The organism is Salinivibrio sp. AR640 (assembly GCF_001995405.1).
Classification (GTDB): Bacteria; Pseudomonadota; Gammaproteobacteria; order Enterobacterales; family Vibrionaceae; genus Salinivibrio; species Salinivibrio costicola.
The window spans coordinates 243,980-260,073 of the sequence record NZ_MUFD01000001.1; the positions used below are offsets into that span (position 1 = coordinate 243,980).

General features: G+C 48.6%; 14 protein-coding genes and 1 pseudogene. 6 read left to right on the forward strand and 9 right to left on the reverse strand.

The features are described from left to right. Nucleotides 1-282 precede the first annotated feature (282 nt). Nucleotides 283-1,230: a GlxA family transcriptional regulator gene (locus BZG75_RS01085; RefSeq protein ID WP_199878821.1), complete on the forward strand. Its 948-nt coding sequence runs from the start codon at nucleotides 283-285 to the stop codon at nucleotides 1,228-1,230. Nucleotides 1,231-1,310: 80 nt separating this feature from the next. On the opposite strand, the gene BZG75_RS01090 is transcribed toward BZG75_RS01085, so the two are convergent. The 4 genes from BZG75_RS01090 to BZG75_RS01105 form a co-directional block, all read right to left on the reverse strand. Next, nucleotides 1,311-2,867, reverse strand: a complete 1,557-nt coding sequence (locus BZG75_RS01090; protein ID WP_198532293.1) for a BCCT family transporter — start codon at nucleotides 2,865-2,867, stop codon at nucleotides 1,311-1,313. A 227-nt stretch (nucleotides 2,868-3,094) separates the two neighbouring features. Beyond that, the gene (locus tag BZG75_RS01095) at nucleotides 3,095-3,556 is read right to left on the reverse strand and encodes a thioesterase family protein (protein WP_077575905.1); all 462 of its coding nucleotides are present in this window, start codon (nucleotides 3,554-3,556) and stop codon (nucleotides 3,095-3,097) included. Beyond that, nucleotides 3,556-4,512, reverse strand: coding sequence for an L-carnitine dehydrogenase (locus tag BZG75_RS01100; RefSeq protein ID WP_077575906.1), 957 nt, complete (start codon nucleotides 4,510-4,512; stop codon nucleotides 3,556-3,558). Before BZG75_RS01100 ends, BZG75_RS01095 begins: the two co-directional genes overlap by 1 nt. After that, complete coding sequence (locus BZG75_RS01105) at nucleotides 4,509-5,420, reverse strand: 3-keto-5-aminohexanoate cleavage protein (protein ID WP_077575907.1); 912 nt, start codon at nucleotides 5,418-5,420, stop codon at nucleotides 4,509-4,511. Before BZG75_RS01105 ends, BZG75_RS01100 begins: the two co-directional genes overlap by 4 nt. Before the next feature lie 285 nt (nucleotides 5,421-5,705). Between BZG75_RS01105 and BZG75_RS01110 the strand changes: the two genes are divergently transcribed. The 4 genes and pseudogenes from BZG75_RS01110 (at nucleotide 5,706) to BZG75_RS01125 (ending at nucleotide 9,994) form a co-directional block, all read left to right on the forward strand. Beyond that, nucleotides 5,706-6,002 carry an addiction module antidote protein gene (locus BZG75_RS01110; protein WP_077575908.1) on the forward strand — a complete coding sequence of 99 codons (297 nt, stop codon included), beginning with the start codon at nucleotides 5,706-5,708 and terminating at the stop codon, nucleotides 6,000-6,002. A gap of 46 nt (nucleotides 6,003-6,048) precedes the next feature. Then, nucleotides 6,049-6,222: pseudogene (locus BZG75_RS15500) on the forward strand (IS5/IS1182 family transposase); the annotation flags it as partial. Between the two features lie 139 nt (nucleotides 6,223-6,361). Beyond that, nucleotides 6,362-8,836 (forward strand): N-6 DNA methylase, encoded by a 2,475-nt coding sequence (locus tag BZG75_RS01120; protein WP_199878822.1) that lies wholly within the window; start codon nucleotides 6,362-6,364, stop codon nucleotides 8,834-8,836. 183 nt (nucleotides 8,837-9,019) lie between these two features. Continuing rightward, nucleotides 9,020-9,994: an IS30 family transposase gene (locus tag BZG75_RS01125; protein WP_077575910.1), complete on the forward strand. Its 975-nt coding sequence runs from the start codon at nucleotides 9,020-9,022 to the stop codon at nucleotides 9,992-9,994. 194 nt (nucleotides 9,995-10,188) lie between these two features. Here BZG75_RS01125 and BZG75_RS01130 read toward each other — a convergent pair whose 3' ends face one another. The 5 genes from BZG75_RS01130 to BZG75_RS01150 form a co-directional block, all read right to left on the reverse strand. Next, entirely contained in the window at nucleotides 10,189-12,417 is a 2,229-nt protein-coding gene (locus tag BZG75_RS01130) for a hypothetical protein (RefSeq protein ID WP_077575911.1), read from the reverse strand. A 255-nt stretch (nucleotides 12,418-12,672) separates the two neighbouring features. Continuing rightward, complete coding sequence (locus BZG75_RS01135; RefSeq protein WP_077575912.1) at nucleotides 12,673-13,095, reverse strand: CBS domain-containing protein; 423 nt, start codon at nucleotides 13,093-13,095, stop codon at nucleotides 12,673-12,675. Further along, nucleotides 13,092-13,442 (reverse strand): P-II family nitrogen regulator, encoded by a 351-nt coding sequence (locus BZG75_RS01140; RefSeq protein ID WP_025744741.1) that lies wholly within the window; start codon nucleotides 13,440-13,442, stop codon nucleotides 13,092-13,094. Before BZG75_RS01140 ends, BZG75_RS01135 begins: the two co-directional genes overlap by 4 nt. 9 nt (nucleotides 13,443-13,451) lie before the next feature. Continuing rightward, complete coding sequence (locus BZG75_RS01145; RefSeq protein ID WP_077575913.1) at nucleotides 13,452-14,234, reverse strand: DUF1538 domain-containing protein; 783 nt, start codon at nucleotides 14,232-14,234, stop codon at nucleotides 13,452-13,454. After that, a complete protein-coding gene (locus BZG75_RS01150) occupies nucleotides 14,231-14,956 on the reverse strand; it encodes a DUF1538 domain-containing protein (RefSeq protein ID WP_074213141.1) in 726 nt (241 codons plus the stop codon). Before BZG75_RS01150 ends, BZG75_RS01145 begins: the two co-directional genes overlap by 4 nt. 225 nt (nucleotides 14,957-15,181) lie before the next feature. On the opposite strand from BZG75_RS01150, the gene BZG75_RS01155 reads away from it, so the two are divergent. Beyond that, a complete protein-coding gene (locus BZG75_RS01155) occupies nucleotides 15,182-16,078 on the forward strand; it encodes a TIGR01777 family oxidoreductase (RefSeq protein ID WP_077575914.1) in 897 nt (298 codons plus the stop codon). Nucleotides 16,079-16,094: the final 16 nt, after the last annotated feature.

The window sequence follows — 16,094 nt, forward strand, 5'->3', positions numbered from 1 at the left end:
TTGGTGACAACGTACCAGTGAAGGGGAGTGACAATCGACGCGTGTTGGATCCACAAAATATGCCTTATGTAGAAAGAGGAATTGGAGTATATTCTGGTGATATCGATACAGTCTAGTTAATTTTTGTACACCTCACCGTCGCGCATTTGGTAGCCAAGAGCGTCTGTGCTTTTTTTCAGGAAAATGGTGGGCTTAGCTTGACCCTGCCAGTGGCCGCCCCTCATCATTATTTCTACCATTCTTTGTTCATTTGTGATCATGCGCCTTGAATACACAGGTCCAATGCCGGAACGCCTCGGTTTTCTGCTACTCCCCCGCTTTTCGATGATGGCCTTTTTCTCTGCTGTCGAGCCATTGCGTATAGCCAACCAGATCAGCGGCGAATCGCTGTTTGATTGGCAAATGATCAGTGAAGACGGCAAGCCGGTGACGGCGTCCAACGGCATGTCACTGCTGGCCGACACAGCCATCGACGCCGTGCATGATCTTCCCTCACTCGCGGTCTGTAGCGGTTTTGATCCTGAAGCTTACCTTAGTCGTCCTTTGATGCGTTGGCTGCACCGTCTTGATGCGGCAGGCTGTGTGCTGGGCGGACTCGATACCGGCTGCTTTTTGTTGGCTGCTGCCGATCTGCTCAAGGGCGAGCGGGTCACCCTGCATTGGGAAAGTTTGCCCTCGTTTCAAGAGCGCTTCCCAGAGGTGAGAACCTCAGATGAGCTGTTTGAACTGGGACCGCGGCGCTTCTCCTGCGCAGGGGGCGCAGCGGCGATGGATATGGCGCTCGATGTGATTGCGCGTCGCCACGGCACCCAATTGGCCATCGACGTCTCCGAGCAGCTGGTACATGAGCGCATTCGTACTCGACGCGATCAGCAGCGAATGACGTTAGCGCGCCGCTTGGGCACCCATCGACGACGTCTGGTCGACGCGGTGGATGTGATGGAGCGCCATATAGAATCGCCCTTGTCCTTGGCAGAAGTCGCTGAGCGCAGTGGTATCTCGCTTCGTCACCTACAACGCCTTTTTGACAGCGAGCTTAATCAGTCGCCGCGCAGCTGGTATTTGGGATTGCGGCTAGATCGTGCCCGTTACTTGCTTAAAGAAACCGATCTCGATGTGTTAACGGTGGGATTGGCCTGTGGCTTTAGCTCAAGCTCGAGTTTTTCCCGCGCGTTTCGCACCCATTACGGCGTGTCACCGCGTCAAATGCGCAAAACCCAAAGCCAGTAAAAGAAGAAAAATAAGATAGATAAAAAAGCCGCTCACCCCACCACCTTAATCGGCAACGGAATGAGCAGCTTGTTTCGCGGCTAGCTTTTTTTAGCCGCGACGAGCGAGCGGCGCGATTCACCAAACAGTGAGATCAGCACCCCGGCGGTCATCACCAGGATCACCACGCTCAGTGGCAAGGCCGCGGCGATCAATGCTGTTTGTAGCGCTTTAAGGCCGCCGGCCATCAGCAGCGTTGCAGCGACTAAGCCAATCACCACGCCCCAAAGCACCCGGAAACGCTTCGGTGGCTCTTCATCACCCAGTGACAAAATCGTCGTCAGCACTAAGGTGCCTGAATCAGACGAGGTCACAAACCAGCTCATCAACAAGAACACCATCAGGGCTGAGAGTATCCAGCCGAACATCCCAGAACCTACGATCCCATCCGCTGCGGCAAATAATGCGGCGGGAAGCTCCCAAGCGTTCACCAAATCGATAATCCCAGCACTGCCGACGCCACCACTGGCATACAGCTCTTGGTAGATGGCATTGCCACCGAAGATAACCAGCCAGACAAAGATCAGTAAGGTGGGCACAAATAAGACCCCTAACACAAACTCACGCAGGGTGCGCCCTTTGGAAATACGCGCGATAAACAGACCCACGAACGGCGCCCAAGCCAGCCACCAGCCCCAATAGAAAATGGTCCAGGCCTGCTGCCACTCCACCGTGCCCGGCTCATCAGCAAACCACAGCCCCATCGGAATAAAGTTAATTGCATAATCGAGCAAGGTTTCGCCGAACGCGCTGATCAGCCAAAGTGTGGGGCCGCCAATGAAAAAGATACCGACTACCAGCACCGACACCCAAATGTTCATCTGGGAGATAATACGGATCCCACGGCGCACCCCGGATACCGCCGACACAATCGAGATCGCCGAAATCACTGCAATCAAGATCAACTGCGTCGACAAACCGGAGGTGATACCGATCAGGCGCTCCAGCCCCACCGCCATTTGACTGACGCCGAGACCGAGTGAGGTCGCGACGCCGAACACGCAACCCAGTACACCGAGGATATCGAAAAGATGCCCCCAAGCGCCGTAAATGCGCTCGCCAATGAAAGGATAAAGCGCCGAGCGTAGCGCCAGTGGCAGTTGCTTACGGTAGGCAAAATACGCCAGCGACATGCCGACAATCACGTAGATAGCCCAACCATGCAGTCCCCAGTGGAAAACGGTGACCCGCAGCGCATCGATGGCACGCTCGTAACCAATGGCGGCCGCGCCTGCCATATCGGCGTGGGGATTGTTGGGATAACCAAATCCGCCGGTGTTATCGAGGTAAAAAATGGGTTCGGCCACCCCAAAAAACAGGATGCCAATACCGATGCCAGCAGAGAACAGCATCGAGAACCAAGAGAAGTTGCTAAACTCCGGACGGCTGTCGTCAGGGCCGAGGCGCACATTGCCGTACTTGCTGAAAACGATAAAACCGCACACGGTCAATAACAGCATCACAGTGACCAGGTAGTAGCCACTAAAGGTGCTTTCAATCCAGGTGCGCGTCGCACCAAACAGGACGCTGGCCGTCTCCGATTGAAAGCCGGTAAACAGCACAAAAGCCAGCACCAGCAGTGCAGAGCAAATGGTCATGCCACGATGCATGCCTTGGAAGAAGCCATCCTGAGCGAGCTCGGTGACGGTATAATCGGTCGATGTTTCAGCCTGGTGGCTGTCACGACGCTTGGGTGAGTGTGGTGGGGTTGGCGTAGCGATAATAAATCCTCCTTGAGCCGGAAGTCGGGCCGGCGATCCCGTTAACCGCTCAGCCTCTACTGAGCGGGACTTGATAACTCTTTAGCGCCCGATGGCAGCGTCGTTCAATACCGCTTGGGTAACCCGATACGACGGCCGGCACTCTCGGGCCAATCACTCTCAACCGCGCAAGGCAGTGTCTCGATGAGATTGGCCACAACATCTGGAAAAGGCGCGGGACGACCGGTTTGCGTATCGATGCCCATCAGCATCTGCTCGCTGGTGGCCAGCACCTCACCTTGGCTATCACACATTTGCATAAACACGTGCAGGCGCTTTTGATCACGCGCTAACACGGTCACGTCGACCACCAAGGTCTGGCCTTGATGCGCCTCACGTCGGTAACACAAATGGGTTTCTAGGGTATAAATGGTATAGCGATGCTGGGTGCGGCCGGCGTCATCCAAGCCAATAGTGGCCATTAGCGCATCGACACCCAGCGAGAACACGCGCGCGTACTCGGCATCGTTCATGTGCCCGTTATAATCAACCCATTCTGGCGCGACGTCTATCGTTAATAGTGCCATTAGATGCGCCCTTCCAAGCCTTCAGCCTCTGGCCAATACTTCTGCGCCAAGTCTAAAAGCTCGACCAAAAACGCGTCACGGCGACGGTCTAGCTCAGAAACGGGACGACCCGCGGCTTGGTGTTCACAGCCTTCCACCACTTTATCAATCAGCTCATCAGTCAGCTCAGGCGCTTCAAGTTTGGTCCACGGCAGTTTTAGCGCCGGGCCGAACTGCTCTAGCATATGGCGCATGCCCTGCTCGCCACCGGCCAGGTGGAAGGTTAAGAAGGTGCCCATCAGTGACCAGCGCAGGCCACAGCCGTAAACCACTGCCGCATCAATCTCTTCGGTGGTGGCCACCCCGTCGTTCACCAGGTGCAAGGCTTCACGCCATAGCGCTTCCATCAAGCGGTCTGCAATATGCCCCTCGATTTCACGCTTAACCACCAAGGGACGCATTGCTAGTGCTTGGTAAAGTGCATGGGCGCAGTCAATATGATCCGATTGAGTGGCTTCGCCGCCCACTAATTCAACCAACGGCAATAAATACACCGGATTAAAAGGATGCGCCACCATCACCCGCCCTGGGTGGTTATGGCAATCCGTCTGCAGCTCGGTGGGTTTAAAACCAGAGGTCGATGAGCCAATAATCGCGTTTGGCGCCGCGGCCGCATCAATTGCCGCCAAAGTTTGGCGCTTAATATCGATGCGCTCCGGCACGTTCTCTTGGATCAGGTCGGCCTCTTTCACCGCCTGCTCAAGGCTATCAACAAAGGTTAACCGAGCAGGATCCGCGCCGTCGGCAAGGCCCAGTTTTTCTAACGATGGCCAGGCATTGGCTACAAAGGCACGGGTGCGAGTGGGCGCTTGTGGGTCAGGGTCATAGGCAACCACGTCCCAACCTTGCGCTAAGGCACGCGCAATCCAACCATTACCAATCACACCGGTGCCGATGACCGCTAACTGCTTGCTCATTGGTCACCTCCTTCAACCGGCTTGCCCGTTTTAGGATCAACCAGTTTCAGCGCGGCGCGCGTTTGTGCGGGCGTCATAATGCGACCGCCAAGGTTTTCAATAATGGTGCTCGCCTTTTCTACCAAGCCGCCGTTAGTCGCCATCACCCCTTTTTCTAAGTAGAGGTTATCTTCCAAGCCCACGCGGGCATGGCCACCCAGCAACATGGCTTGCGCCACCATCGGCATCTGATGGCGACCAATTCCAAACGCCGCCCAGTTGGCGTTTTCAGGCAGCTTATTGCGCATTGCCAACATGGTTTCGGTGTCCGCTTCCGCGCCCCATGGAATGCCTAAGCAAAGCTGAAACAACGGATCGCCCTCGAGCAAACCTTCTTTTTGTAGCTGACGCGCAAACCAAACGTGGCCTAAGTCAAAGCACTCCAGCTCGGCTTTCACGCCCGCGGCCTGCACCATACGGGCTTGCTCACGCAGCCAGTCAGCGGTGTTGATATACACCATGTCGCCAAAATTCAGGCTGCCGCAATCTAGGGTACAAAGCTCAGGCAATAGCTCGCCCACTGGCGCATGACGCTCGGCTGGGGTTTGCATATCGGAGCCCGGGCCACCACGGCTTGGGTCTTGAGCATCCGGCACCCAATCCCCACCGCCACCGCCGGTGATGTTCATAACAATATCGACGTCTGATTCGCGAACGCGCTCCATCACCTCACGGAAGTGATCAATATTATGGCTAATGCCGCCCGTTTCAGGGTCACGCACGTGAATATGAGCGACACTGGCACCAGCACGCGCCGCCTCAATACAGTTGTCAGCAATCTGTTTTGGCGTGATTGGCACATTGGGGTTTTTGCCCGTGGTATCGCCCGCACCGGTAACGGCGCAGGTAAGAATGACGCTGCGATTCATGTTCGGCCTCTTGTCGCTTGATTAAACTGGCCACAGTGTGTCGGGAATAACACGTCATGACTTGACACTAGGCGACATAAAAGACGCATAAAGAGACATTGTGAGTTGTTGGCAGGCTGACGGAATGGCACGAAAAGCCACTGGATAGCGTTAACCATGATAAGGTTTATCGATTGTTATTTGAGCATAGCGGATCACATGCGTTGCTTAAGCGCTAGACTAGAAGGCATGAAAGCGGCGGCAGACGGCAAATTCTAACATTTCAGATATAAAAGGGATTCAGCGATGATAACGACACACCCATTTGACCCAGCGGAGCTCTTGGACAACCAAGAAGCACTTCAAGCTTACTTAGACGAAGCGGTGCAAACGGGCGATCCCGCATTTATCACCGATGCTCTGGGTGTGATCGCACGCGCCAAAGGAATGGCAGATATCGCCAAGCAAACCGGTCTTTCACGAGAAACGCTCTACCGCACACTCAGCCAAAAAGGCAATCCGAACCTCAAAACACTGATTGCGATTGTGAATGCGTTAGGGGTGGAGTTAAGGCTTGGTGGTTCGAAGTCACTGAAGTCATAGTGGCTATTGCAGTGCCGCTGTCAGAGTCTGGAAATGAGAATAGGGTTATCACCAACACTCTCTGTCAGAACCTGACATGTTTCGATACAAAACGTTAATCAGCCCTCCGGTGCCACTACGTGATTACAATGCGCAAGTTGGCGAAGAATTGGCCAACGTAGCAGTGATGAACAAAGTCATAAGACTTGGTATGCCTGTTAGTTGCCGAGTTTATCACTAGGATTAATCCCAAGGGGATCAGTGCGTTAGGTGAATAATTTGATCAACACCGCTATTTTCTTTCTCCCCAGTACTTCAGTTTTTAGTTTATATGATTGTTTAGGCATATCCTCACTAGTAAGATGTCAGGATCTAAGTATATGAACAAAGCTACTTATAAAATGTCTTCGAATTTAAGCCTTAAAGAACTTAATACAATTCTATGGAAAGTCGCCTCACTGTTTCGAGGGAGAAAAAAACCTTCAAATGTTAAGGAGCAGTTTTTAAGGCTCATCTTCATCAAACGCTTGTCTGATTCATTCGAGGACATAGAAGAAGAACAATTTCAGTTATTGTTAAGAGATGGATATTCAGAAGATGAAGCTGAGAAACTGTCAGAAAAACTTGCAGCATTTAAGTGTGGTTTTTGTATACCTAAAACCATTAGGTGGTCAAAAATTAATAATTTAGAAAGCGATTTGGAAATCGCTCATATGCTTAATAACATTTGTTATGAGATTGAACACAGTACTAAGGAGCTTGAAGGGGTACTAACAGCTATCGATTTCATCCCAGGAAACAGTTCTATAAATAATCTTTTGAAGGAGGCGATTTATTATCTATCTGACTTCAATCTTAGTGACAATTACTTAACTAGCACTGATGTCTTTCCATATGCCTTTGAGCTTTTAATAAAAAGATTTGCAGATGAGTCAGGGAAGAAAGCTGGTGAGTTTTATACCCCTAATGAGGTTGTACGACTTTTAGTCGGAATGTTGAAACCCGAGAAGGGCATGTCCCTTTATGACCCAACTTGTGGTGTTGGGGGGATGCTCATACAAGCTTATAACTCGCTAAAAGAACGAGAAGTAAAAGTAGATAGCTTTTCGCTATATGGGCAAGAGATAAACCTCAACACTTGGGCTATCTGTAAGATGAATGTGTTCTTGCATGGCGCTCTAAATACAGATGTAAGGTTAGGTGATACATTGCTAGAACCGAAGCATCTTGCAAAGGAAAGTTTAGCTAAGTTTGATATGGCTGTGGCTAACCCACCGTATAATTTAAAAATTCATGAAACTGACGTTTTCTGGCATGACCGTTATCAACGCTTTTGTTATGGCGTTCCGCCCAAAAACTCCGCAGATCTTGCTTTCTTGCAACATATGATCTCTAGCCTAAATGAGTATGGTCAGGCAGGAATGATTTTACCCAGCGGTGCATTATCTAGAGGTCATAGCGAGAGAAATATACGTGAAGGAATACTAAAAGACGACTTGGTAGAGGCGGTAGTTAGTTTACCTCCCGGTCTTTTTTATGGGACTAGCATCCCTACCAGCATTATTATCATAAACAAAAACAAAGAACGTCAACGTAAGCATAAAGTCTTGTTTATTGATGCGTCGCAAGATTTCTTTTCGAAAAGGAAGATGAATGTTTTACGAGAAGACGATATCCATAAAATTGTTCGCTCATTTGAGGAGTTCGAATCAGTAGGGACGTTTTGCAAAGTTGTTTCGATTGATGCAATTTTGGCTAAAGATTCCAACTTAAGCACTACACATTATGTGAACAACTCTCCGGTTATTCCGGAGATAGACGCCCTTTTGAGCCATCATGAAGGCTTTGAGCGTGTACCCCTCTCAAATAAAAAGCTCGTGAAGTCAGTCAGTATTGCTTCGGCAGTAGATGACTTAGATGAATCAAATACGATTTATTTTAAGAGGATTAGACCTGAGTTAGGGGCGATACTGTTAAGCTTAAAAGGCCCAAACGCCCCTAAAGGGAAATTTATTCAGGTTAGGTTTTGTAAAAATAAACTGCTGTCTGAATATGCAAAATTATTCTTTGAATCTGAGCTTGGACGAAAAATGTTGAGTCAAATCCCGACAGGAACGAGCATTCAATCACTTAGCACAAGCTCTATTCAATCCTTAAGCATTCCCATTCCTAAAACAGATGTTCAACTCGAAGTCATAAAGGTGGCATCAAAGTTAGAAATAGCGCGAGAACAAATTGAAGAGTTCTTTAAGAAGTTGACCACCGAACCTAAGAAATATAAATCCATCGAAGATAGTACTGATGAAATGGTGTTCAGACTTTCTGCCTTAAGTGATGTTAAACATCTACAGCATTTAATTTCTCTTGGTGAGACTCGCCAGATGGAGTTTAAACAATCATTTTTTGCAAATGTAGACAAGCTTCGTGATGAAGCTAAGAAGGTAGAGAGAAATAGTGATGTACAAGCTGAAATCATAAAAGTCATTGTTTCGTTCTTGAATACGGAAGGTGGGGTGCTGCTCATAGGTGTTAATGACAAAGGGAAGGTGACAGGCGTAGATATAGAACAGAAACGCTTTGGCTTTAAGAAGATGGACAATTATTTTCAAGAGTTAGGAGCACAGCTTGCATCACGCATTAGTGCTGATTACGCCCAGTACTGTCAACTGACCGAGGTACCATTTGACGGAAAAATAGTAGTACGTATCGATTGCCTACCAGCACCTGCCCCAATGTTTTTAGACAACAGTAAGTTTTACATCAGAACAGATACGTCCTCGCCTGAACTAACAGGAGGGGAAATGTTAAGATACATACAGAGTCACTTTAAGGTCGCACTATTAAATGAACTGTAACCTTCCCCAAAAAACTGGTCATTAGCAATTAGAGTTTTTCCGTTTACACAGAAACAAACTTAGTACCAAGATGCTTAGCCTGAATTCAGATAATAAGTGCAACACTCATGGTTAAACTGACGAGAGGAAGTCAACTGCTGATAGTGGTACGCTTCTCATCGCCAAAATCAAAACGTGATTACCATGAGTTACCAGCAGTTGACCGAAGGACAACGATACCAGATTTCTATCCTTTTGGCCCGTGGCTGTTCACAAACAGTCATTGCCGAAACCCTTTGTAAGTCAAAATCAACAATATCGAGAGAGCTAAACAGAAACAGGTTACCAGACGGCCGTTACGAGCCCGCTCAAGCTCAGCAGCTAGCGAAAAGTCGACGTATACATGCCGGCAAAAGGCGCATACCTTCGATGACAATCGATTTTGTTAAACTCTGCCTGAACGTTGATTGGAGCCCAGAGCAGATTAGCCATGTGAGCACGCGGGTGGGCATGCCTGTCAGCCATGAATGGATTTATCAATATGTGGCAACGGATAAAGCAGCTGGCGGCAAACTGTATAAGTCATTGTGCCAAGGGTACAAACGCTATCGTAAGGGCAAAACAAGCAAGCGCTGTGTGATACCAGACCCCGTCTCTATCGATGAGCGGCCAGCCATTGTGGATCCCCGTGAGCGTTTTGGTGACTGGGAAATCGATACTGTTTTGGGCAAACATGGCACAAGCGCGCTTGTCACCATTGCTGAACGAACCATTCGTTTTTACCTGGTAAAAAAGGTGAGCAGCAAAAGCGCTGATGCTGTCCGTGATGCCACCATTGAGCTACTTCGACCGTACGCCGCGCATGTGCACACAATCACCGCGGATAATGGTTCAGAATTTGTCGGACACAAGGCAATAGCTGAGGCATTAGAGACAGAGATTTACTTTGCTCCCCCTTATTCATCCTGGGAGCGAGGTTTAAACGAAAACAGTAACGGGCTGCTCAGGCAGTATATTCCCAAGGGCACTGACCTGCGGAAACTCACTGAAGAAGAGGTGATGCAAGCTGTAGCCCGCTTGAATGCTCGACCAAGAAAATGTCTTGGTTTTAGGCAGCCTAGCGTTATCTTTAACAAGCTATGCCAGGCTGCAGACGAGAGTGTTGCACTTCGCGGTTGAATCCGCGATACCGTCTATCAGCAGGCAAAAGCCAAGCATCCTGAGCGTTGGGCTAAAGAAACGCGTGACTGGACACCTGTTAGTTCAGTAACACTCAATCCAAGCAGCTCAGAAGACAATCAACGAGGCGATCAAAAAAGCGCCGCTTAATTAGGAAATCTGGTCAACTACCTTGAAATCTACCGCAACAACGCCTATGAGGATTCTACTTCTCGTATAAATTTGTCGATACTTGCCTCATTTACGTCTTCATCGAAATGTTCCGCTTTTAGCTTATCACATAGCATTCTAGTTTTCGCGGCTACTCGACCATCTTCTTGTTCCTTCCATATATCAACTTGCTCCAGAACCTTATGGAATAGTTTATCAGGTAACCTGTTTCCCATTTGAATGCCCATGACTGAAGGGAAAATTGATTTATATGACTCTCTTATATCGCGTACACTGGGAGCTAATGAGAAAAAGTTAAGTAGAAATTCTGGTCGCATAATACATTTAGCTGCATTTTCTTTTTCAAGGTCACCAGTATAGCGTTGAACTCTCGACTCCTGTGTCAACCACCATGTTTGATAGCCATACTCAGGGTATGTCGAAATCTCTTTCCATTTATTCCTATAGCCGTAGACAGCCTTTATGATTAACGCAACACCTTCAGCTAGTTGATGATTGCGTTTTATTGGCAAAATTTCTTCTGCCAATTCGTTTACTTCGCCATCATTTGTAACTGACCTCAAATCATCATTTGAGTAAAAGCTCATTCCAAACTGGTGAATAATGTATGCTTTTAACTCCTCTTTACCAAGCGAAGTGTGAAGTTCATTATAAGTTAAGAATCCAGACATAAAAGACTGCCAGGAATTAGAATATCCTTCCCTTTTCGCATGGTAATACGTGCGAATTAAGATTTGCTCAGATTCTCTAATCAAATCTTCTGTTAAATGTGATTCCCTTTTAAGGATGTGATTTTTATATTCATTATCAGTCACAATCAGATGCTTGATAACACCATCGAGCACTGGTTCAGTGAGCATTAGTTCAATACCTGCTTCATTTGACATTTTGAAGAGGTTTCGAGTCATCTGATTTTCTTTGCTTAAGAACCTTTCTGTAAGTGCTCTAACAATCATATCAGTACCAACAACTAACCTAAAATTTGCTGTGGCTTTCTGAAAATACTCTACAACTCTAGGCTCCGCTTGTAGCGTAAATAGTAGTACATAAGTTCTAGAAAACTTATTCAATAATGCTCGTTGGTTCTCTGTGCTTTGGTAAAACATGGAACGAACTATATTAACAACCATGTCTCTTTGAGCATGAAAATCCATCCCCTGTGCTTCATATTCATCAAGTGCATCAGACACTCGGTCAAAGACTGTATTTTCGATGAAACTGCTTTCGCTACCTTCAGAACCATTGAGGTAAGATGAACACTTTAACCCTTCTTTTTCGAAGAAGAGTTGAGATGTCCTTATAGCGATATTTGCAATGATTTTGCGATCTTCGATTGATAATTTTGAGAGTTCATCCTGAGAGCTAATTTCAGTGATCACATCAATCTTGACACCTTCATCTATTGCTTTTTCGTTCGCAATAATTTTTCTCGTGTCATAAGGTAAGCAGTACTTATCCCCTTTTTTATGATAATTAACTTGCTTACCCCCAACGCCATTCTTCTTTACTAGTTCTCGAAGACGATCCGATAGCATTCCCCCAACTATATTCTGTGCCCACGGGATGTTTTCCGCGATTTTTTGGTTAATTTCCAACCGAGTCATGAACTTATCTTGGTCTGGGTCTGTATCATTCAGCGACCATAAAATTAAACTATCTGCGACAGTTTTGACTAAATGTTTGTCTTTCTCTCTGTTCTCTACTTGTTGTTGAAGAAAAACATAAACCGAGGGGTGAGTTATGTTCTCACTAGTCTTAAGTTGTGAACTTTTCGACAGGTCTTTTAGGAAGTCTGTGAATCGGTGCAAATGCGTGTAATACGCTTTTTTTGTCGCTTCATTATAGTTTATCTTTGAAAGTAGCCATTTAGCATCTCTAATTCGAACAAATACATCATGTTTGTCAGTTAGATCCTCTTCCTCTTTATCAAATGTTCCTATCGTTTGGGAGGTAACATAAATGATCGTTTTTACAGCTCTTCCAAACTCTTCCAGCCTATCTAATGTCTGTTTGATTTTTTGTCTATGATTTGCTGTGACAGACATTTGGTAGAACACTTTAGGTCTATCTTTTGTATATAAACCTTCCACACGAGCGCCGTCTGCGCCACCATCAGAAGTACCACCTACTGGTACAAACCCTGGCCCATCGATGGCTCCAATTAACTCATTTGCAAACTGTTCAAATGGAAACCCTTCACAATTATCAAGTGCTACTTGAGCCAGTTTTGTGTTCACTTCCTCTAGTGCCATATCCGTTCTCATAACTAACTGCTCTATATGAAGTTACGTTACTACTATCACTATAAATAATCTATGTGCTTCCATTTCATTTGGTAGAGGTGTGACATCAGTCGTTTGGTGCTGAGGTGTTACTGAAAATTTTCGGATGAGAAAAAGTAGGCAAAATGGAGATTGGATTGCCGACGTAGATCATCTGCTCTAATTAAGCAAGGGGCACAAATGAGCTAGCCCCCCACTCCCTTAAAACCACCTTTACTCCCCCCCCTAATCCTTCCTATGCTGACTCTCCACTTCTTCGGCGAGCATGCCGTAGATCACGATCAGGTTATAACTCACCATGCCGAGGACTTGACCGTTTTCAATCACGGGGGCGCGGCTGATGCCGAATCGTTCGAATAAACGGGCGCAGTATTTCACATTCATATCGGGAGAGACGCTAAGCGCGGGTTTGGTCATAATTTCATAAACATTCACCCGTGATGGCGCGCGGTTTTTGGCGAGCACTTTTTTGGCAATGTCGTTCATTAACACCAGGCCGAACTCGTCGCTATCATCGCGTTTATTAATAATCAGTGCTTTGACATCTTCTTGGCGTGCAATGCGGATCGCTTCTTCGACCGTGGTGAGCCCATCAATACACACGGCATGGGCATGCATCACATCTCTTACCGTTTTATGTTGTTTCATAACTCGTCCTTCACCACTTCGGTTAATTCTTGCATTTGGTGGGCCACGCCCACGGCATCTTCCACATCAATTTGCACCGCGATGCCACTGCCAGGCGTGGCATCGAACTCGCCCACATCATTAATGGTTTCGAGTATGGCGCGCGCCAGGTGCTCTTCCACCAGGAAGATAGCCACGTCTCGCTGTACATCCAGCGTGAGGCCTAAAAAGGTTTTTTTCTGAACCAAGCCTTCGCCACGTGCGTTGTTAATAATGGTCGCGCCGGTGGCGCCGGCTTGTCTAGCGGCATCGAGCACCGCATCGGTTTTGGCATCTTCAATAAACGCCATGATTAATTTGAACCGCATAGGCTCTCCTTACGATGAACGCTGTGCGTGCTTTTTTTGTAAATAGGCTGTGATTTGGGCATAGCCCATCACGGTAATCATCGGAAACAAACTGGCAAACGCAATTAAGCCAAACCCGTCGAGCATCGGGTTTCTTCCCGGTACGGTAGAGGCTAGCCCCAACCCGAGCGCCGTCACCAAGGGTACGGTGACGGTTGAGGTGGTCACCCCGCCAGAATCATAGGCCAAAGGCACGATAAACGGCGGGGCAAAATAGGTTTGGATCACCACCACCACATAACCGGTGATGATGTAATAATGGAGCGGATCGCCCACCACAATGCGATAGCACCCCAAGGCAATCCCCATCGACACGCCCAGCGCCACCGAGGCGCGCAACCCGTTTACCCGGATCGCCCCGCCCGAAACCTTGGCTGCTTTGATTGCCACCGCAATTAACGAAGGCTCAGCGACCGTGGTGCTAAAGCCAATCGCCGCCGCAAACAGATACACCCAGTAATAGGCTTGCCAGTCGATCTCGCCGCCTGCTTTGAGTGCCGCGCCGACAAAATCGGGAGCGGTCAGCTGCTCGGCCATCGACGATCCCAGCGGGAATAGCGCCAGCTCCAGCCCCATTAAAAACAGGCTCAAGCCCAAGATCACATAGAAAAAACCGAGAAAGATCCGTTTGGGGTTGTTGAGCGCTTTGCGCAATACAAACAGCTGAAAGCCAAAGATGATCACGATAATCGGGATCACATCGCGCACGGTGGAGAAAAAGGTGTCGAGAAACAGAGTGAGTGGATTGTTCATGCCACCACCATGCCGTAGGCCATCACGAAGATCATCGGTGACAGAGAAGCAAAAGCAATTAAGCCAAAACCATCCACCATGGGGTTACGCCCTTTGATCACGGTTGCCAGCCCCACCCCAAGCGCGGTCACCAATGGCACCGTGATGGTCGAGGTGGTCACCCCACCCGAGTCATAGGCAATGCCGATAATGCTCGGCGGGGCGACCATGGTCATCGCCACCACCAGCAAATAGCCGCCAATGATTAAGCGGTGGATCGGCCAGCCTTTCATGATTCGCACCACGCCCAGCACAATTGCAAAACCGACCGAGAGCGCCACCGTGAGCCTAAGGCCATTGGCGTAGTTGTCTTTGGCTGCCTCGCTGGTGTGTATCATCCCGCCATTTGCGGCGACATCTGCCGCTTCCGCCGCCACCGCAGTGAGCGCGGGTTCGGCAATAGTGGTGCCAAAGCCAAGCAGAAACGCGAACGCAATCAACCAACCTAAACTGCCTTTGTGGGCCAGCGAATGCGCCATCGATTCGCCAATCGGGAACAGCCCCATGTCTAAGCCGTACACAAATAAGGTCAGCCCCACGACCACCAGCACCAACCCAAAGGTAATTGAAATCCAATTGGGCAGCGGTTGTTGCAGCACAATGACCTGAAAAAAGCCAATCACCAAGATAATGGGTAATAGGTCACGAAAGCTTCCCAGCAATGATTTGAATAACGCTTGCATGTAGGCGACATGACTCCTTGCGTATTAACGGTAAACACGGTGTTTGTGTGCCTATTTATGTTAACACTCCCAAACCAGGGTGCGAGAAGCAGAGTAAAAAACTGCGCGATCCAACCGGTTTTGGTTGCGGTACGTATCAGGATGCAAAGCAATCACTTGCGCTAAGTCTAAAACCCTCTTAGCGTTACAGTTAGGGATTACAACAACACGTTTAGGACATCAGGCATGAAGATTCTTATTACCGGCGGCACTGGCCTGATAGGTCAGGCGCTGATTCCGAGATTACTCTCTGAGCATCAAGTCACCGTGCTGTCTCGGTCGGTGCAAAAAGTGACACAATGTTTTGCCAATAGTGTGACACCGCTGGAGCGGCTCGATGATTTGTCGCATCTGAATGATTTTGATGCCGTGATTAATTTGGCCGGTGAACCTATCGCCGATAAACGTTGGAGTGAGCAACAAAAAGGGATTATTTGTACCAGCCGCTGGGGGCTAACCGAAAAGCTGGTTGAAAAAATCCATGCCAGCAGCACCCCACCTCACACCTTTATTAGTGGCTCGGCGGTGGGGTATTACGGCGATCAGCAAGATCGCGCCTTTGATGAAACTTTGATGGTTCATGCCGATGACTTTGCCCAGCACGTGTGTCATCAGTGGGAGAAAATTGCACTGAAAGGCGCCTCAACCAACACCCGAGTGTGTTTGCTGCGCACCGGCGTGGTGTTAAGCGCTGACGGCGGCGCGTTGAAACGGATGATGCTGCCTTACAAGCTTGGGCTCGGAGGCCCGATCGGCAAAGGGCAGCAATATATGCCGTGGATTCATATTGATGACATGGTCGGTGCCATTATCCACCTGCTCAACACCCCTGAGCTCAAAGGGCCGTTTAACTGCACCGCCCCGGAGCCAGCGACCAATAAACGGTTTAGCCAGGCGCTCGCCAGTGCCTTAAAACGCCCGCATGTGTTCTTTGTTCCCACACTCGCGATCAAAACCATGATGGGCGAAGCCTCGCACTTGTTGCTCGATAGCCAGCGCGCCTTGCCGCATGCGTTAGAAGATTCAGGCTTTGAGTTCCAGCACCCCAAGGTGGAAGAGGCGATGCAGTCTTTATTTAAATAGCGGCTTTTGCCTTTCC